The sequence below is a fragment of the Candidatus Nitrospira nitrificans genome (assembly GCF_001458775.1).
Lineage (GTDB): Bacteria > Nitrospirota > Nitrospiria > Nitrospirales > Nitrospiraceae > Nitrospira_D > Nitrospira_D nitrificans.
The window spans coordinates 72,257-91,167 of the sequence record NZ_CZPZ01000006.1; the positions used below are offsets into that span (position 1 = coordinate 72,257).

Sequence of the window (18,911 nt, forward strand, 5' to 3'; positions counted from 1 at the left end):
TAAGTCGTCTAGCTCACCACCGTAAGCTAGAGTGATAGTCTAACACCTCTTACTCGAATATCAACCCCATGCTTCCGATGTGGCCGTTTTTGGATTCTCCCATTTGGCTTCCGGCACACGCACCACAACATCCCCTAAGACACGTGCCTGGCACGCCAGACGATGCCAGGGCTGCGTCAACGCCTCCCGATCCAGCAGGTCTTGCTCGTCGAAATCGATCTCCGAGAGATGCTCATGCCCCAACTGGACCTCCACTCGGCAGGTCGTGCAGGAAGCATTTCCTCCGCAGTCGTGGTTCAACCGAAAACCTACTTCTTTTGCAGCCTCGAGAAGCGAAATGTTCTCTTCCACATCCCCGCTTCGTCCGTCTGAATGAAGAAATGTCACCCGCGGCATGACTCCTCCTCGCAGGATACTGAAAAACTCCGTCAGCGGCGTTCCCCGCCTTGCCCAAGCGGCTTCGCGAGGCAGGTCACATCGCACGCCTCGCGAATACGGGCTCAGAGACTCAACGTACCGAAGCGTACGCCTCGTCTCTTCGTTTGTTGAGGCCTTGCTGGACGGCTTTCTTGAGCATCCTGAGGTTGTTCCCGCATTAATACCTTCCGCTGCCTCCTAGAAATGAGCAACCACTGCCGGTGCTTCCTGATAGGGGCACCGCTGCAGCCGAATATGATCTTCGTATTCGTGCCGGAACAGCTTCAAACTGCTTTGCACCAAAACGGAGGCCCCGGTCACGAGCGTGCAGTACCCGGTTCCTTTCACAAAGCCGCAGAGCTGCAACATGCTATCGAGATCCTTTTGAGTACCCTGCCCTGCTTCAATTTTCGTCATCAGCGCGGCTAAGTTCATGGTTCCCATCCGACAGGGCGGACATTGGCCGCAACTCTCGTTCTTGAAAAAATTTGAAAAGTGCAGTGTCTTAGCCACCATGCAGGTTGCATCGTCGACGACGATCACGCCGGCTGACCCTAACCCTGTCCCGGCTTTCTTCAACGAATCAAAGTCCATGGGAAGGTCGAGCTGATCAGCCGTCACCATGGAAAACGCCGGCCCACCCGGAAAAACCGCCTTGATCTTGCGGCCATTGGATACGCCGCCCCCGCATTGTTCGATCAGATCGCGGATCGTCACACCCATCGGCATCTCATACACACCGGGTCGATTGACCGCTCCACTCAGCGAAAACATCATGGTGCCTGGGCATTTTTCCGTCCCCACCTCTGTAAACCACGAGGCACCCTTATGGAGAATACGAGGGATGTTGCACAACGTCTCCACGTTATTGACGAGAGTCGGCTTGCCATAAAGGCCGAAGTCCGTCGGGTAGAACGGAGGCTTCTGCCTGGGCATGGCCGGACGGCCCTGCATCGACTCGAGCATCGCCGTCTCTTCACCCGCCACGTAGCTGCCGTGGCCGTCAAACATTTCCAGTTCAATATCGATTCCGCTGCCGAGCACATTCTTCCCAAGAAGTCCCTGTTCTTTTGCCTGGGCCAAGGCTTTTTTCAGATTCTGCTGTTCCTCATGGTACTCATGATTCACATAAATGAAGGAGGCTTTCGCCTGCACCGTGAACGACGCAATCAAACAGCCCTCGATCAACTGGTGCGGCAAAGTCTTCAACAAATGGCGGTCCTTGAACGTGCCGGGTTCGTGTTCGCCGGCATTGCAGACGAAATAGCGCTCTTTCACCCGGTGGTTGAGCACCTTGTCCCATTTGATGCCAGTCGGAAATCCAGCACCACCTCGCCCACGCAGGCCTGATTTCTTCAGCTCATCAATCACTTGAGTCGCCTTTAGCTCCTTCACACAACGCTTCCAGGCTTCATAGCCACCGACTTTGAGATACCCCTCAATCTCCCAAGGGGCTCCTTCCATCTGTTGGACAAGGCGTGGTTCTGCGGCAGTAGGCATAACGATGCGTCAGTGACTCCTCAAGGCTGAAGCCGTACTATACGGCTCCATCTCTTCATCCGTCAAGGCAACGAAGCCGAAATGGGCCTGAATCTCAAGCAGTTAGGGCTAGGGGCCTACGGGAGGGCTGGGTATAGCGGGCAAGGGAGAGAAACAGATTCGAGAAACCATGATGATGGTGTCGGCTCAAAAGCTTGCCATGACGGAGCCTGTCGAGAGTGGTTATCGCGACGGCGGTCACGCTCGAGTCCAACCGGCACTGACGCTTATACGCTAGCTGCTGGTGATTATCGAAGTCGTGCAAACATCGGATACTGTGGAACCCAACACTGATTCACCATTTCTAGGGCGCCCTATGGGGACCCAAAAAGCGCACGCCGTTGAAGTGAATAAGGTGAGATGGCGCATCCGCAACCCACACCTCAGTTTCCCACGCAATTTCCCCAAGGTAGCGGCTCATAATGGCCCGATTCGGGAAGGCAGTGACATAAACCAGCCCCGCAGTCGACTTGGCAAAGAGCTTAGCAAGCTCTTCATGTCTTTTGCCATCAACCGGCCCATGGCTGGTGACCGACTCGACCAGTAGCAACCAGTTCTTCTCGGTGTAATGCAGCACTACATCTGGCATCTTGCCGTGTAATTCCACATCGACGCCCAATTCGGCCAGTAAAGGGGCATCGAAGTATCCCCACTTGTCCCCTGTGTCACCGGCATAAACCAGCAGGCTATCCGGCGCAAAGCGCGGAGCGAAGTCTTCTATTACGGCTCGGATCAGTTCACTGTGTTCGCCAGGACTGAGGGTAATCTCTTTCCCCGGCGCAATCCTCACCGGGATACGGTTTTGCTTGCGCTCCTTGGCATAGCGGGCGACCAGCGTCTCGCGTCTGGTCAAATAGCCCGTCAGCGCATCATGCCACGCGTGCGTCCCGAAAGTGCGCAGCAAGGACAGAGCGTCAGGCTCGATCTGATAGACAGCTTTTGGGCTGTTCACAGGACGGTCGGGCTGATCTGGGTTGTAAACCACGATGCCCGCATCACAGAACTGGTGAATGGTCTGACGACGGACAGTTTCGCGCGTATTCGGCGCATATTCTTTGGCGTAATGTTCACGAGCCCAATCCATGATGGGTGTAATGCCAATAAGTGGATTTTCAGCCTTCGACCACGGCCTCTCCGGCGTGAGGTTGAGCAGCGCCAACAGACAGAGTGCCGACCGCTCGTTCTGTTGTGCACGAGGTAGCCCAAGTGATGCAAGAATCTGATGCGCGGCCTTGATGTAGCGGCTTCTCATGTTGGTGGTCATGCAGCCACGGCCCCGAACTTAGCGTCTATCAGGCTTTGAGTGAGATCCTCCTGTTCCATGGCCCATTCGCCCAGCCGCGTTAGAACATCGCGGCTGGGGTATTTCATGAGCATCAGGTCGGTTGCGTTGACCTGCGTATGACCATTGAAACGACGGAAAGCCTTGTCAACTGCGGTCGTGTTCAGGAACAGGGCCAGTCCATGGACCAGTACTTGGGGCAAACCACGTCTGTTGCCGTGAAAAACGTTTAGATGATTTTCGAACCCCAGCATAGGCACGCCTCCGAATGCGGTGGGTTCGACTACGCTTGCCACAATCCGGCGCGTTTCTTCCTTAGACGAGAAGCGTCGAACCACGCAGTAGTAGCCGGTCGGATAAAGCCATTTTTCAGTGTGGGCATTGCGTTCGATGGCATTTGGCTTCTTCATGCCTTCGATGGGCCATGTGATCTCGCCGTCGGAGAAATGGCCGGGGTAAAGTAAGGGAACCGTGCTCTCTCCAGGCATGGCACGCAGGTGCTCCTTGAGTCTGAAATCGACTACTGGTCCTGTCGATACTTTGATACCAAGGTCGGCCAGCGTGTACTGGATAGTAGGACATAGTTCGATCCCGTTCAGCTCAGGCGACGTGGGCACATGAATAAACCGCTCCGGGTCGGAGGGAAACACGATCCGCTCAAACGCGTGTTCAAAGCTAACAAGGTCGTAAAAGGTATCATCGGTCGACGTCGAAACTGTCACAGAACCCTGTAGGCCACTGTGCTCAAGACGCACAATGATATTTTCCTGAAGGACCGCATCATCCTTGAAAGCTGTACTGCGTGACTCGAACAAGTGGATGTGTCGGATAGCTGCGCGCTCAAGGATAAAGTCACGGAAGGGGCGATAATACGGCCCGTTGCAAAAGCTGCGCGGAATGATCGCCACGATCTGCCCGCCAGGTGCTGCTTGTGCAACGGCCAGCGCCACAAAGGCCGAATATAGGTTTACCGTCTCGATACCGACGCGACGCAGGGCCAGTCGATGAGCGGAATTGCCGCTTATCTTCTTATATGGCGGGTTAAGGATGGCATGACTATATTTTGGGAATGATTTTGCGAACATGTCCCCGGAAAGCGAATCGACGGCCGCGTGTATGAAATCGTCACCACATACATGCGCAAAAAACATGCTACTGCGGTACTTCGACAATGTCTGGGCCAACTGGGCGTGCAGTGAACCATCGATCTCGAACGCATCGAGTTCCACGCGTTGGAAGCGAAGGTCACCGGAACGGCATCGCTCCAGAAAGGCCGCAGTAAGCGATCCAATACCAGCGCCTGCATCAAGCAAGTGGCAGATGCCATCGGCGGCTGGGAAAAGACCAGCCATAAAGGCCGCAGTCCTCGCAGGCGTCAGGAACTGACCGAACTGAGCTTTCTTCTTCCCGTCAGTACCTTTGGACAACCGCAACCGAGCTTGTTCAACTTCTGACAGCAATCGCCGTCTCCTAATGATCTTACTGGCTCGCGGATCACCTGCAAGCGCGAGGCGCCGCGACGATCCTCAGGAAGAACCGATATGCGGTTTCCGTCCGCACCCGCGCTATCGAATTGTCCAAGCATAATGCCGTAACCGTTGGCGTTTCAATGAGATACTATGGCGCTATTTCTTGCAGAGCTCCCATTATCTTGTGATCCCGCCAGCCACTTAGAGGAAACCGTAATATGGCGTGAGTCCTCGCCGTAGCAAATGCCAGGATGTTGCATCATTGGGAGATGACGCCGTCATGGAACTGCACGGAGAAGCAGAGCGTCGCGGGCGAGGACCCTAATCTGGAAGGTCACTGTCGCCGGTGGGGTACCCCACCGGCGCAGAATTGGAAATTTTATCTGAAGTGGCTGCCGGCTCCCATGAAGAACAGCATGGGAATCGAAAGCATAAAATTCACGCGAGAAGCCAGCAACGCGGTCCGTCCCCATTGCGCCATTTCGGGCGGCGCGGGAGTGCCCTGCGCGGCTGCCGTAACGGCAGCGATGATCTTCTTCTGGTTCGGCCAGATGATGCCATGGACGTTGCCCATCATGATGATGCCGAGCAACCCGCCGATCGCCAAGGCCACCGCTCCTGTTCCGCCTTTATGATACATGTGGCCATACAACAACACGCCGGCCAGCACGGTCACCGTGGCTCCATGTCGGAACCAATTGAGCGCGGCCGGCATCAGTTTCGGAATCACGATGTTCTTGGTCGGCCCATCCAAACTTTTCAAGAACGAGGCATTGATCAAGTTGAAGAAATACAAGAGGCCGATCCACGTGATCCCGGCCAGGAAGTGCACCCAGCGAAGGATCATCTGGCCCCAGTCGCCTTCACCCGCGCTGATGCCGGTCAAACCCAAATATATCCCTACCAACACGATGGTGAGCACGAATCCCACTCCCATCGTCTGCATCGGATCTTCAAGAAATTTCATAGCTCCCTCTCTTCAAAAACGGTTGACTGTCTAGCCCGATGTCTGTACTGGAGTATTTCTTCGAATGTCAAGCAGCCATTGCCGATCGGTCATCAGTCATTGGCCGATAGTGAAGACTCGTTCTACCCGCCGATGACCGGTGACTAATGACGATTGACCGCCCTACGCCATCAGCCGATCCACGGTGCGACAGAGTTCCCGCACCGCGTTGGCCGACGTCTCCAACGCCGCCCGCTCATCACTCGTCAGTTCATACTCCAGAATCTGCTCGGCTCCGCCCCGTCCGATCTTCACCGGCACGCCGACGACCACGTTCTTCAGGCCGTACTCCCCGTCACACAAGACCGCGCAAGGCATCACCTGCTTCTCGTCCTTATGGATCGATTCAACCATCGCCACCGCCGAAGCGGATGGAGCATAGAAGGCACTGCCCGTTTTCAAAAGGCCGACGATTTCAGCTCCGCCATCCCGTGTTCGTTTGACGATGGCGTCGAGCTTCTCTTTCGACATCAGTTCCGACACGGGCCTGCCCCTCACGGTGGTATAGCGCGGCAGCGGCACCATCGTATCGCCGTGGCCGCCCAACACCATGGCCTGCACCTCCGTCACCGGCACATTCAGCTCCGCGGCGATGAAGGTGCGCATTCTCGCCGAATCCAACACGCCCGCCATGCCGATGATTCTCGATTTGGGAAGACCGCTGACGGAATGCGCCACATGGACCATGGCGTCCAAGGGGTTGGTCACGAGAATCAGGATAATGTTCGGTGAACGGGAGACTAATTCCGACACGACGGATTTGACGATTTTCGCGTTCGTCGCCAATAGCTCGTCGCGACTCATGCCCGGCTTTCTCGGCATGCCGGACGTGATCACGGCGATCGACGATCCGGCCGTGTCCTTGTACTCGTTGGTGCCGACCACCTGCGTGCTGTATCCACAGACCGGCCCCGCCTGGGAAATATCGAGTGCCTTGCCTTGTGGAACTCCTTGGGCGATATCGACCAATACCACGTCGTAGAGATCTTTTTCGGCCAACCGCTGCGCCGTCGTCCCTCCGACGTTTCCCGCACCGACTACCGTGATTTTCGGTCGTGCCATCATTTCCACCTCAATCCTCAGTTCCTTTTTTCATCCTCCAAGTTGACGGCCTCAGGATGTCTTTCACTGCGCGCATGCACCGAGCACCGCCCATGGTGTCAAATTCGATAAACTTGCGTGCGCGGTGCGCGAGCACAAAGACATCGTGAGACCGTCAATGCCCACCTTCGTGCTCCGTCCAGCCCGCAACTTTGAAGTTGATCGTGCAGACGAAATTCTCTTCGTCATAGAAATTGACCTTGATCTTCTTTTTGCCGAACGTGTTCGCCAAAAACTCTTCCGGATTGTCGACGAGTTCCTGAAAGCCGCCCGGAGGATACTCGCCCAAGTCATGAAAGACCACGATCATCCCTTCTTTGACTTCCTGCAGTACCTTCATCCGGCACCGAGGATAGACTTCCCAGAACTTGGCTTCGATCATCTCTTTCGTCGGCTCCGGACGATCTTCGCCGGGTTTCACCGCCTGTCCGAACTTGGCTAGGCGACGGACATAGGGATACTGATGCCCCGTGAAGAGCTTATACAACCAGGGGGGAACCGTCGGCTTTCCTGTCGAGTTGGTCATACGCTTGATGGAGTTACGCTGTCAATTGCCTGTATAGAAGCGGCAGCTTTGTTGGAAGGGCTTCGACGCTATGAATGACGCAGTACCGTGCCTCGGCATACATGCGGCGCAGATAGGTCTCCGCATCTCGGTCGATCGTCACACAAAAGGTCTCAATTCCCCGTCGTCTTGCTTCCCGCAGCGCCGCCTTTGTATCTTCCAACGAGTATTCATCCTTGTACTGATCATCCAATGGTCTGCCGTCGCTCAGCAGCACGAGGACGCGGTTCTTGGCGTCCCGCGCCACCAGCTTCGCCGTGGCGTGCCGGATAGCGGCACCGTCTCGATTCTGATGACGAGGAGCCAGGCCACCAAGCCGATGCGCCGTCGTCGCCCCGAGTCGATCGTCAAAATCTTTGATCGTGAGAAACTCGACATTCCCTCGTCCTTGGCCCGAGTAGGCATAGAGTCCGTACTGATCGCCGACGGCATCCAGCGCTTCACACAGGAGTACCAGACCTTCTTTCTCAATGTCGATCACCCGCCGACCGGTTCCCAGGTCTCGACTGGTTGATCCACTGATGTCGATGAGGAAGGACACCGCGACGTCACGCGTTCGTTTTTCCCGCCGGATGTACAGCCGATCGTCGCCTTCCGCCCCTGCCCGCTGTTCTCCGGCTCGTCGGACCACGGCATCGAGATCCACCTCTTCGCCGTCGGTTTGCCCCGCGACGCGGCGAAAGGCCGGCGGTCGCAAGCCTTCAAAAAACCGGCGTAGCGACTTGACGGTACTCCGCTGCGTGGCCAACGTCTTCATGACGAATTCGTCAGACCCAGAATCCGCTGGGCGTTCGACCACACGACACCAATTCATCCGATAATCCTCGATCCGATGGTCCCATTCAGGGTAGAGGACGGCTCGTTCGCCGTGAGCCATTGTTTCCTGAGTCTGTGGGGCATCGATTTCAAGGGTCAGACATTGTTCAACGACCGACGGCAATGATCGCCCTTCGCGCAACATGTCGCCGCTTCCGGGTTCGTGGTCCCCGCTCCGCACGTGTTCCCCCGGAGAACGATCCGATTCCGTCGGAGACTTGTGTTGCCGGTCGAACCGTTCCGGGCTCCACGTGATGAACTCAGGATTCATCGCGCCGCGATAGGCCACGTCGGTCACTGCTCGGTATTGGTCGCCCGGCTGCTCCGGTTTCGTCTGTCCCGCTTCCACATCTTTTTGTTCCTCGCACCGCTCCGCCGGTATCATCGCGCCGCGAGCCGCCAGCAGCTCCTCCAACCGGACAGAGACCTGATCGACCACCCGAACCGTTTCTTCCGCCGTAGCCGTGGTCTTGAGAACGGACCGGCACATGTTCCAGAGAATCGAGACTTCTTCCCGCACAGCCTTGGGTACTGCGGTATCCTCCGCTTCACCGGTGGAGAGTCTGAGGAGGCAGTCGACGACCAGTTCTTTCGGCATCACCCCTTGCGCAGGATCGCGTGGGACGATGGATTCAGCAGCCAATCGAGCGAGATCGCACCGAAGTCCCGGATACTCGGTTTGCAGCAAGAATTCGATACGCGCATCTTCCAGCACGGTCCAGAGGTCCCGCACCAGGGCAGGATTCGGATAGAGCTGAAACAGCGCAGCCAGCGTCCCTGGTCTCGCTTCATTGGTTCGGCCATAACGCTGTCTCACGGTTTCGATCAGATCGGCCAGGGAGTCGAGCCTGAGTCGATACGTACCGAATTCCAAGTGCCCGGCTTCATGGGCCGCCATCACGAGATAGAGACGCTCGTTTTCCACGGCCGTCGGATACCGACGGAGCAGCGCCGGGAACGAAATGGCGCTCCCGTCTCCGCTGACCGTCGCGCGAACCGGTGCCGTCAACGAATCCGGAAGCGCCGCCACGGCGACATCCGCTCCACAGAGTCCCTGCACGAAGAGTTTCACCCGTCGCGCGACCAGCCGAAACGGCACGCCGCTCAAGGCCTGTTCGACCGAAGCCAGCGCTTTCCGCGACTCCACTGAAAAATAGGCGCGCGCTCCGTCTGGGCTGTAGGCCGCGACTTCCATCCCGGCCTTAAACCAATTTTCAAATCGTGTGAGCGCTTCGGGTCGATCTCCGATGAGTCCGGCGAGTTCCGGGGCGCGACGCAGGTACTCGAGTGTCGCTTCGGCATGCTTCTCCGCCAGCAAAGCGCCGTACTGCAACAGCCGGATCCGCCATTCCATCGACGGCAACGTTCCCAAGAGGTCGGGTGATTCTGCAAGCCACGTCATGCCGGACTCGGGGGAATGTTCGGCCAGCACGAGGCACAGGGACACGACCTTTTCCCGAATAGCCGGGTGTTCGATGTTTCTCAGAATGGCCGGGCTGGTTCTGAGATACTCCATGGTCGCCACGTAATCCGGCTTCCCTAGGCTATTCGGCACAATCAATTTCATGCCCACGGTTGCCCAATCCCTCACGCTTTCCAAAGGCAGCACAGGGGCCAGTTTGGAGATCTGTCGGATGAACTCAAGCCCGACGACGACATTGACCTGAGTCAGTTCTATGCTGATATCGAGCCAGGGTCGCACGTGTGCAGTCGGAACATCGGCGAGAATCTGCGGAGCCTGCCGGATGTATTCGAGCGCGACGTTGGCATCTTGCTCGGCGATTTCCAGACCGATGGTCAGAACCTCGGTGCGCGCATCGGCTGATTCGATCAGCCCGAGGACCATGGGACTATCCTTGAAATATTTGAGCGCGGATGCCCCGGAAGATTCAGCCAGTGCGACCCCGAGATCGAGCCATAAAAGAATATGCGAAAGTCCGCCGCGCCGGTCGAGCTCAGGCACTGCCGCCAACGCCGCAGTAGCTGCTTTCTCGGACAACTCCTGGAGTTCATCGAGCAGGGTCAGTGCCCGTGCGGCAGCATCCGGTTTGCCGGTGGCCTGCGGCAAACGGGTCACCAGCGGCTCTGCGACCGCCGGACTCACCTCGCGGACCACCCGTTGGAGCAAGATCTGTTGACTCGACATGTCTGTCATGGCGTAGGACGAAAATCCGTTGAGTGACGGATTGTAAAGCAGCGAATTACCCTTGTAAACTAGCGCTTCTGCCCATCGTCGCTCAAGAGGAGGAGGTCCATGGCTGAGCCGACAGAGGAAAGTCTCGAGAAGATACGAAAGTTCGTGCAAGGATTTGCCGAGAAAAGCGGGACCACCATGCATCCCAACCCTGCCGTGACGGAGGCGGTGGTCAAGGGATTAGGGTCTCATATCGACGAACTTGGGAAACCGCTCTGCCCCTGTAATTTTTACAAGGACAAAGCAGCCGAAGCCAAGCTCCGACGTTGGATCTGCGCGTGCGATGAAATGCAAATTTACAAATACTGCCACTGCCTCCTGTTCGTTCGCGAAGACGGGATGCCGATTACCGAATATTTGCCGGAAGGCCATGAAGGTCGAGAAGTGTATGGTGTGGTCATTGATCCGACCCCTGACAAGGGTCGCGCCCTCAAGCACAAGGCTGTCCGGACTCCAACCGAGCCGGACGAGTCCACGTCAATGTCGGCTTCCTCGACATGAGGTGGCGTGACGGGCAATTCAGATACTCGTTCATCAGTCTGCTGCTGATCTGCAGCTTCCACGCGGCACCGGCACAGGCGGTGATGTCGGGCTCATCGAACCCACCGACCTTCAACGAGAAAGAGCTGTTCGCCTACAGGGCAAAAGGTCGAGGAAGTGCGGCCGGACAAGTATTCCTGCGCGCATCCTCTGGAAAAGCCGTGACTCAGGCCGGCGCCTCGATCTACTTGATTCCGATGGTTTCCTCTACTCGCTCCTGGTTCGACAAACATGTGCGGGAGAACTCCTGCCCGTCAAAAGGCGGAGCATCGTCCTCGGAAAGCCCCATGCCGCAGGGGTCGCCTGTGGAATGCCTTCGTGAGGTCATGGCTCAACTGCTGACCGATAAGAAACTGATTCCCTATCTTCGTGCGACGAGGGCCAATCCGACCGGTCATTTTTGGTTCACGAAAGTTCCGGCCGGCCGCTATTATGTCGTCAGCCTGCTCGAGGGGAGCGGGGGAGCCCACCAGGATGAACGAGCCGTGGGGATCGCCTGGCTGACCATGGATCTCGAGGTCGACGAAAAAGCAACCAACCTGGTGGTCACGGACTGCAAGAGCATCCTCTGTTGATCCACCGCTGCCGTTCGTGTGGTCCGGTCATGAGGATAGGCCATGAGAATTCTGCTCGTTGAAGACGATGCCGATCTGGCTCAATTCATCAGAAAGGGATTGAAAGAAGAGCACTATGTGGTGGATGTAGCCGCCGACGGTGAAGAAGGCTTGTTGTTGGCGTTGAACAACGCGTACGATCTCTTGATCCTCGACATCATGTTGCCGAAGCTTGACGGCCTGACTCTCTGCCGTCGCGTTCGCGACAAGGGCATTTCCACTCCGGTGCTCCTGTTGACGGCGCGCAATACGGTGGAGACCAAGGTCTCCGGCTTTGATACGGGCGCGGATCAATTTTTGGCGAAGCCGTTCGCCTTCGCGGAATTGTTGGCTGGGATCAGAGCGCTGTTGCGCCGGGGTAGTTCTCAACCACTCGCCCATCTGCAGGCGGCCGACCTGAGATTGGATCCGGCGTCTCATCGCGTTTGGCGCGCTGGACAGGAAATCTCCCTGACGAATAAAGAGTATGCCCTGCTGGAGTTCCTCTTGCGGAACAAGAATCGTGTGCTCACGAGAACGGCGATCATCGAACATGTGTGGGACATCAGCTATGATCCCATGACGAACATCGTCGACGCCCACATCCGAGCCCTCCGGGCAAAGATCGACCGAGACTTTTCGCCAGCCTTGATCGCCACGGTGCGTGGCGCCGGGTATATGCTGGAAGAGCCGGACGCCTCCGCATGAAATCCCTGCGTAGTTTGATCAGTTGGTCCGCCTTCGTCTTGATGGCGGGGCTTCTCCTCTTTTCCGCTCTCGTGTATGCCACGAGTGAGATCTTGCTCCATCGTTTTGTGGATGGACGGCTGCTCGTATTGGCGGAAACCCTAGCCGAGTTTGTGGAGTGGCATCCCGAATTCTTTGAACCCGGCGGCAAGGACTCCGCTCCGACCAACGAATTGACTCACAGCGCCACGGAACAACAGGTACTGCCCGATGTGACTCACGCCCTTCGTATCTTTTCAACGGACGGCTCGCTCTTGTGGAGAAGCGCGCACGCGACCGCGCAAGAGTCGCTTCCCCCTCGCGTGTTGGAGCAGGTCCGACTCAAGAACATCTGGTTCGAGACCCTCGACGCGCCCGATGGGACGCCTGCGCGGCACCTGTTCCTCTTCTTTACCGGTAAGGACCATGCGCGGTACATCTTGCAGGCGGAAACCTCGCTGCTCCATTATCAGGAAACTCTGAATGGCCTTGTGTTTCTGCTCGCCCTTGGATCCGGGGCCACTCTGATCCTGGCCTGGGTCGGCAGCCTCTGGCTGGCAAAGAAAGTGATGGCTCCCATTGACGCGTTGTGTACGGGAGCGGAAACCCTGTCGGAATCCGACCTTGGAAAACGCTTGACGATGGATTCACCCTATCGAGAGTTTCGGCGACTCACCCAGGCGGTCAATTCCGTGTTGGATCAGTTCCAGCGAGGCAGTGAGGTCCAACGGAACTTTTGTGAAATCGCCGCCCACGAAATGAAGACGCCCCTGACCATCCTGCAGGGAAACCTGGAAGTGGCGCTCATGAAAGCGAGGACTCCGGAAGAATATCATGAAGTGTTACTCAACAATCTTCAGCAAGTGGATCGGCTCATCGCCTTGACCCGTCCACTCTTGACGCTCGCGAAATTCACCAGCAGTAAACCGCCGGTCAATCTCGTGCCGCTCGCCGTGGAACCTCTCATTCAAGAGCTTGTGGATGAGTTGATGCTCTTGGCGGATGATCGTCAGATCACTTTACGGTTTGAATCTCAACCGGTTCCCTTCGTGCTCGGCGATGCCCAGTGGCTCAAACAGGCCATGATCAATCTGCTCGACAATGCGCTGCGTTACACTCCATCCGGTGGAGCCGTCACCATCCGACTGCAGACCGTCGGCCAAGAGGTGGCGGTGGCGGTCGAGGACACGGGCCACGGAATCGAGCCGGAGAATATTCCCCATCTGTTCGAGCGATTCTACCGCACCGATTGGGCCAGGGCGAAAGATTCGGCCGGTACCGGGCTGGGACTTCCTATCGTGAAGGAAATCATGGAGGCTCACGGCGGCAGCATTTCCGTCGTAAGCGAAGTCAACAAAGGCTCCATCTTCACTTTGCGCTTGCCGGCTCTCCCTCAGCAGACGGTTTCTGCCTAGCGATTCTCGAAGCGCCTGGCTCCGACCGCTTTAGCGCGTGCGTGCGCACGGCGTTCTCATGCGGCGCTTATCCTCACCCACCTCTGATTAGGCCATCGCAGCATCTCTTCACACAAGTACACGACCATAACCAACGCGAAACGTTCTTTCGATAGCCTGTCCCCATGAAGTCCTATCATTGGGATAGAGAGAGCCCGCCGGGCGCCGTGGCACAATAACATCGGCGGCAGCCGTGTTCCAGCGAGAACATGAAGAGATCTTCACTATGGATTCATAATCTCTTCACGACGGTCCGCTATGCTGAATTTGTAAATACTTTACGAAAGAGTCCATAGAAAGGAAGGGAACAACATGGCCAATATAATCGATGCTTCCATGGTGTGTTTTCCGTACGTTATGGCGGGATTGGGACAAGCAATTATCGTGGGGACGCACTCGGCCGGACGAACAGTCCGTGATACAGCCGACGAGATGATAGGTCGGAAGATCCCTCTCGCGATATTTGACGAGGGACTCATGGCATCGCGCAAAGCAGATGCACGTTGCAAGGTTTGCTTTATACCGGGCTGTTCCGTGTTTGCACCACGTTGAGGATCAGGACATGGAACATCAGAGGAATACTAAGATGTGCTTCATAGCCCATTGAGGAAACCTTCTACATGAAGGACTCTTCACGATTTCATCATGGAGACTTCATCTTGACGGTGTATAAAAACATGAAAGTGAAAGGGGGTGGACAACAATCATGATTTCTTTTATCGAAGTGTTCCTATTGGCCGCTATATTCGGAGTGTTGTACGCAATGGTGCAGCTCGCCGGTGGACGGAACTGAGTTAGCTGGCTCTCGTTGAATTATGAAGACTTCTTCATAATTTCATCATCGCCCATTCATGTTCGAGCATTATCTTTTATTCAAGTGAGTTGATCGTAACAGGAGGTAAAGACCATGACGACATTATTCTTTGCGTTGCTCGCGCTGACCGCTGTTTTCGGAACGATGTACAAGCTGGCGTTCCTCGACCGTGAGTAAAAAGGAGCGTCCTCTCGCCGACATATTCCTGAAGCGCGCCGTGTCCGCAGTCTTGCCTATGGACGGCGACACGGCGTCCTTCGAACGGGTCGCGAATGTCCTCCTCACTTCCGTTCTTTGATCGCCCGTTCCACTTCTCGGCCGGCCTCCCGAGCTTTGATCGATTCTCGGCGATCATGTTGCTTCTTTCCTTTGGCTAGCCCGAGCTCGACCTTGGCCTGGCCCCGCGCTGAAAAATAGATGCGGAGCGGAATCAGCGTGAGGCCTTTCTGCTGGGTTTTCCCCAGGAGCTTGTTGATCTCCTTTCGATGTAGGAGCAGTTTGCGGGTCCTGATCGGATCATGGTTCATCATGTTGCCGTGACTGTAGGGGCTGATGTGGCAGTGATGAAGAAAAACCTCCCCCTCTTTCACACTGGCGTAGCTGTCCTGTAAATTCACTCGCCGGTCACGAAGCGATTTCACCTCGGTCCCCTTGAGGACAATGCCAGCCTCAAACTTTTCCTCGATAAAATAATCGTGGTACGCCTTCCGATTGGTGGCGACGACTGCCTGCTGATCATCTGTCTCTTTGGCCATGAACTGAACCGATGCCTTGATCCGTTCTCTGCTACCGCCTATGATGCCACATGGCTGGCCCTCGTACGCTCGATTCCTTTGGGAACATCCTGTCCGGTCTTTCCAAGCGGCTGGGTCTTGAATCGAGACTGTTGGAACTTCGCTTGCAGCGTCGTTGGCATGAGCTCGTGGGCGAGCCCATGGCGTCCCACACCTGGCCGGCACAGATCCGCTTCAAGAAGCTCTACCTCGTCGTCAGAAACTCCGTCTGGCTGCAACAACTGACGTTCCTCAAGCCGGCGCTCTTGACCAAACTGCAGGCAGAGTTCGGAACGGAATGCGTGACCGACATTGCGTGTCGTGTCGGAGAAATTCCCGCCGATTCGGCGGCTTCTTCATCATGTCTCACCACCGACCTCGGAACACCTCGGCCGGAGGAGTCTTCAGCTGAGGTATGCTCGCATACCACCGTCATTCAAGATCCCGCGCTCCGGGAACACTTCAGAAAGGTGATATCGGCTTACCTGGTCCAGGCTCCGCCTCCACCGGCAAGGGGTCCGTCACGCGTCCCTTAAAGAGAATTCTCGTGTCGTTGGACACATCGTGGTTCTTGGGAATGGGCCCCAGTCCCCCTTCTTCCTCCTGATCCTGTAAGCGATAGTATCCACGCATCGAATGTTCATAGTCCCTGATCACTCCCCCATCTCCGCCCAGATACCTCGCCAGGACTTCGGGATCCGTCCGCCTGTGATCATCGAACACATAGATCACAATGTGCCGGTACCGGCCTTCTGAATCGCCTGGAGTCGTCGGGTAGATCTTCATGGGACCGAAATCGCGCGTCTGATGGCCGACTTTCCGAAACCGTTTTAAGAGTTTTTCGATCTGATCATCTTCCGTCCCTGCAGGAACATCAGTCGTCACGATGGGGCCGGACTGAGCTCCGACGGTATACGGAGGAATCGTTCGATCGGGACGGCTGAGATACATACCCCCCCAGATCAACGCGAACGATCCAACGAAGACGCTCAGCGCGAACTTGACGACGATATCCAGCGGCTTCTTGGTCTTGGGACCGGAGGAAGACGGAGGCATGGGAGAAGACACTTGCTCATGCATGGAACCACTGCGCGGCTCGGTCGGATTAGGCTTCGGGGGCGTCTTCCGAACCCGCGTCCTCTCGTTCGACCACTTCCGCCAATCTGGCGACGCCCACCACTCGATCTCCTTCACCATCGAGGTCGAGAATGCGGACCCCTTGGGTATTCCGGCCGATCTCCCGGATATCGTCCACTTTGCAACGGAGCACCTTCCCTTGCGCCGCCATCAACATGATTTGGTCGTCATCTCGTACTTGAAGGAATCCCACGGCCAGACCGTTTCGCTCCGTCGTCTTGACGCTGATGATGCCTTTGCCGCCACGACCCTGAATGCGATATTCGCCCACGGGCGTTCGTTTGCCGTAGCCGCCTTCCGTGACGGTCAAAATGGATGTCGTGGAATCAGGGGTGATGGTTTCCATGCCGATAACTTCGTTTCCTTCTTCGAGCGTGATGCCTTTCACGCCATACGCCATTCGACCCATGGATCTCACCTCTTCTTCCTTGAATCGAATGGTGAGGCCCTGCCGTGTCCCGAGAAGAATTTCCCGCTGTCCATCAGTCAGTTGCACACCGATCAGTTTGTCGCCGCTCTCAAGTCCCAAGGCGATGATCCCGCCTTGCCGTGGATTGCTGAACGCAGACAGTTCCGTCTTTTTGATGATGCCTTTTTTGGTGCCCATCACGATATACCGATCGTCCCTGAACTCTTTCACCGGCAATGTGGCCGTGACCTTTTCATTACTCGACAGCGCGAGCAGATTGACGAGCGCTTTGCCCTTCGCGGCACGGCTGGCTTCAGGAATTTCATGGACCTTTAACCAATAGACCTTGCCGGCATCCGTGAAAAAGAGCAGCGAATCATGGGTGGAGGCCGTGAAGAGATTCACGACGAAATCTTCTTCTTTGATCCCCATGCCGATCTTGCCTTTGCCTCCACGCCGCTGGGCACGATAGAGCGACACGGCATTTCGTTTGATGTATCCGGCATGAGAGATCGTGACGATCACTTCTTCCGCGGCAATCAGATCTTCCAGGCTGATTTCCGCCTCTTCCTTGACGATCTGCGTCCGCCGCTCGTCCTTATAGGCCTCCCGAATTTCGGTCAGCTCCCCCCTAATGATAGTCCGAACCAGTTCTTGGTTGGCGAGGACGGACTTCAGATACTCGATCTGCTTCAGCACGTCTTGATACTCTTCGACGAGTTTGGTCCTCTCAAGCTGCGTTAAGCGCTGGAGCCGCATGTCGAGGATCGCATGAGCTTGGATATCGGTGAGACCGAACTGCCGGATCAACCCGGCCCGCGCTTCGTCCGGCGATTGCGACCTCCGTATGAGCGTGATCACGGCATCGAGATGATCGAGTGCGATCTTAAGCCCTTCGAGAACATGGGCCCGCTCTTCCGCCTTACGCAGCTCATAGGCGGTGCGGCGGACGACGACTTCCCGTCGGTGGTCGAGGAAATGATGCAGAATTTGTTTCAGATTCAGAACTTCGGGACGATTGTTGACCAGCGCCAGCATAATAACGCCGAAGGTGGTTTCAAGCGGGGTGTGTTTGTACAGATTATTCAGCACAACCAGCGGGATTTCACCTCGCTTGAGCTCGATGACCACTCGGACTCCCTCACGGTCCGATGACTCATCCCGCAAATCGGAGATGCCTTTGATCCGGTCTTCCTGAACCAGCTCGGCAATTTTTTTGATCAATGACACCTTGTTGACCTGATACGGAATCTCCGTGACGATGAGCCGTTCGCGCTCGGTGCGTTCATCGATCTCGACCACGACTTTTGCCCGCAACTTCAAGAGACCCCGACCGGTCTCGTACGCTTCCTTGATACCGCTCATGCCGTAGATGAACCCGGCCGTGGGGAAATCCGGCCCCGGGATCTTCTTCATCAACTGGGCGATCGTGACGTCCGGATTCTCCAACAGCAGAAGCGATCCGTCGATGATCTCCGCGATGTTGTGCGTCGGGATATTCGTGGCATAGCCGACCGCGATGCCGCCCGCTCCGTTAATGAGAAGGTTCGGCACCCTGCTCGGCAACACCAGCGGCTCCTGCCTTGATTCGTCGTAGTTCGGGCCGAAATCGACGGTTTCCTTGTCGATGTCGGCCAGCATCTCTTCGGCAAGTTTGGTCATGCGCGCTTCGGTGTAGCGCATCGCGGCCGCTGAATCGCCGTCCATCGAGCCATAGTTGCCTTGGCCGTCGACGAGGGGATAGCGCATGTTGAAGTTCTGCGCCATCCGCACGAGGGTATCGTAAATGGCCGTATCCCCATGGGGGTGATAGTTGCCCATGATCTCGCCCACGATCTTGGCTGACTTGCGGTAGGCCCGATTGGAGGCGAGGCCCATTTCGTTCATGCCGAACAGGATGCGGCGATGGACCGGTTTAAGCCCATCGCGGACGTCGGGCAGGGCTCGTCCTACGATCACGCTCATCGCATAATCGAGGTATGACGACTTCATCTCGTCTTCTATCGCGATGTGGCCTAAACGTTCATCAGGTGGCATTCTATCCTCGTGAAGCGGATCTCGTGAAACGTGAAGCGC

Annotated in this window: 16 protein-coding genes; 5 read left to right on the top strand and 11 right to left on the bottom strand. The window is 56.4% G+C overall.

All coding sequences use genetic code 11. The features are described from left to right. Positions 1 to 60: 60 nt before the first annotated feature. The 8 genes from COMA2_RS05305 to COMA2_RS05340 form a co-directional block, all read right to left on the bottom strand. Entirely contained in the window at positions 61 to 396 is a 336-nt protein-coding gene (locus tag COMA2_RS05305) for a 2Fe-2S iron-sulfur cluster-binding protein (RefSeq protein ID WP_090895317.1), read from the bottom strand. A 219-nt stretch (positions 397 to 615) separates the two neighbouring features. After that, entirely contained in the window at positions 616 to 1,917 is a 1,302-nt protein-coding gene (nuoF, locus tag COMA2_RS05310; protein ID WP_090895319.1) for an NADH-quinone oxidoreductase subunit NuoF, read from the bottom strand. 343 nt (positions 1,918 to 2,260) lie between these two features. Then, positions 2,261 to 3,220 (bottom strand): BsuBI/PstI family type II restriction endonuclease, encoded by a 960-nt coding sequence (locus tag COMA2_RS05315; RefSeq protein ID WP_217490634.1) that lies wholly within the window; start codon positions 3,218 to 3,220, stop codon positions 2,261 to 2,263. Next, on the bottom strand, positions 3,217 to 4,698 hold the full coding sequence (locus COMA2_RS05320) for an Eco57I restriction-modification methylase domain-containing protein (RefSeq protein WP_217490635.1): 1,482 nt from the start codon (positions 4,696 to 4,698) through the stop codon (positions 3,217 to 3,219). The genes COMA2_RS05315 and COMA2_RS05320 overlap by 4 nt, the downstream gene beginning before the upstream one ends. A gap of 388 nt (positions 4,699 to 5,086) precedes the next feature. After that, positions 5,087 to 5,674, bottom strand: a complete 588-nt coding sequence (locus COMA2_RS05325) for a urate hydroxylase PuuD (RefSeq protein ID WP_245630890.1) — start codon at positions 5,672 to 5,674, stop codon at positions 5,087 to 5,089. Between the two features lie 162 nt (positions 5,675 to 5,836). Beyond that, on the bottom strand, positions 5,837 to 6,775 hold the full coding sequence (gene mdh, locus COMA2_RS05330) for a malate dehydrogenase (RefSeq protein WP_090895397.1): 939 nt from the start codon (positions 6,773 to 6,775) through the stop codon (positions 5,837 to 5,839). 154 nt (positions 6,776 to 6,929) lie between these two features. Next, the gene (locus COMA2_RS05335) at positions 6,930 to 7,340 is read right to left on the bottom strand and encodes a hypothetical protein (RefSeq protein ID WP_090895320.1); all 411 of its coding nucleotides are present in this window, start codon (positions 7,338 to 7,340) and stop codon (positions 6,930 to 6,932) included. Between the two features lie 13 nt (positions 7,341 to 7,353). After that, on the bottom strand, positions 7,354 to 10,350 hold the full coding sequence (locus COMA2_RS05340) for a nitric oxide reductase activation protein NorD (protein WP_175304412.1): 2,997 nt from the start codon (positions 10,348 to 10,350) through the stop codon (positions 7,354 to 7,356). 99 nt (positions 10,351 to 10,449) lie between these two features. Here COMA2_RS05340 and COMA2_RS05345 point away from each other — a divergent pair, with 99 nt between their 5' ends. The 4 genes from COMA2_RS05345 to COMA2_RS05360 are packed head-to-tail and all read left to right on the top strand — an operon-like array spanning position 10,450 to position 13,663. Continuing rightward, the gene (locus COMA2_RS05345) at positions 10,450 to 10,890 is read left to right on the top strand and encodes a ferredoxin-thioredoxin reductase catalytic domain-containing protein (RefSeq protein ID WP_090895399.1); all 441 of its coding nucleotides are present in this window, start codon (positions 10,450 to 10,452) and stop codon (positions 10,888 to 10,890) included. Next, positions 10,887 to 11,504: a hypothetical protein gene (locus COMA2_RS05350; RefSeq protein ID WP_090895324.1), complete on the top strand. Its 618-nt coding sequence runs from the start codon at positions 10,887 to 10,889 to the stop codon at positions 11,502 to 11,504. The genes COMA2_RS05345 and COMA2_RS05350 overlap by 4 nt, the downstream gene beginning before the upstream one ends. A 42-nt stretch (positions 11,505 to 11,546) precedes the next feature. Next, positions 11,547 to 12,230 carry a response regulator transcription factor gene (locus tag COMA2_RS05355; RefSeq protein WP_090895325.1) on the top strand — a complete coding sequence of 228 codons (684 nt, stop codon included), beginning with the start codon at positions 11,547 to 11,549 and terminating at the stop codon, positions 12,228 to 12,230. Next, the gene (locus COMA2_RS05360) at positions 12,227 to 13,663 is read left to right on the top strand and encodes a sensor histidine kinase (protein ID WP_090895327.1); all 1,437 of its coding nucleotides are present in this window, start codon (positions 12,227 to 12,229) and stop codon (positions 13,661 to 13,663) included. The genes COMA2_RS05355 and COMA2_RS05360 overlap by 4 nt, the downstream gene beginning before the upstream one ends. 1,134 nt (positions 13,664 to 14,797) lie before the next feature. Here COMA2_RS05360 and smpB read toward each other — a convergent pair. Then, the gene (smpB, locus tag COMA2_RS05370; protein WP_090895330.1) at positions 14,798 to 15,271 is read right to left on the bottom strand and encodes an SsrA-binding protein SmpB; all 474 of its coding nucleotides are present in this window, start codon (positions 15,269 to 15,271) and stop codon (positions 14,798 to 14,800) included. Positions 15,272 to 15,321: 50 nt separating this feature from the next. On the opposite strand from smpB, the gene COMA2_RS05375 reads away from it, so the two are divergent. Beyond that, the gene (locus COMA2_RS05375; protein WP_090895332.1) at positions 15,322 to 15,825 is read left to right on the top strand and encodes a DciA family protein; all 504 of its coding nucleotides are present in this window, start codon (positions 15,322 to 15,324) and stop codon (positions 15,823 to 15,825) included. Here the strand turns inward: COMA2_RS05375 and COMA2_RS05380 are convergent. Together COMA2_RS05380 and gyrA are read right to left on the bottom strand one after the other, a co-directional pair. Further along, entirely contained in the window at positions 15,752 to 16,369 is a 618-nt protein-coding gene (locus COMA2_RS05380; RefSeq protein WP_139077083.1) for a hypothetical protein, read from the bottom strand. The two genes, COMA2_RS05375 and COMA2_RS05380, sit on opposite strands and share 74 nt — an antisense overlap. Before the next feature lie 25 nt (positions 16,370 to 16,394). Then, the gene (gyrA, locus tag COMA2_RS05385; protein WP_090895335.1) at positions 16,395 to 18,872 is read right to left on the bottom strand and encodes a DNA gyrase subunit A; all 2,478 of its coding nucleotides are present in this window, start codon (positions 18,870 to 18,872) and stop codon (positions 16,395 to 16,397) included. Positions 18,873 to 18,911: the final 39 nt, after the last annotated feature.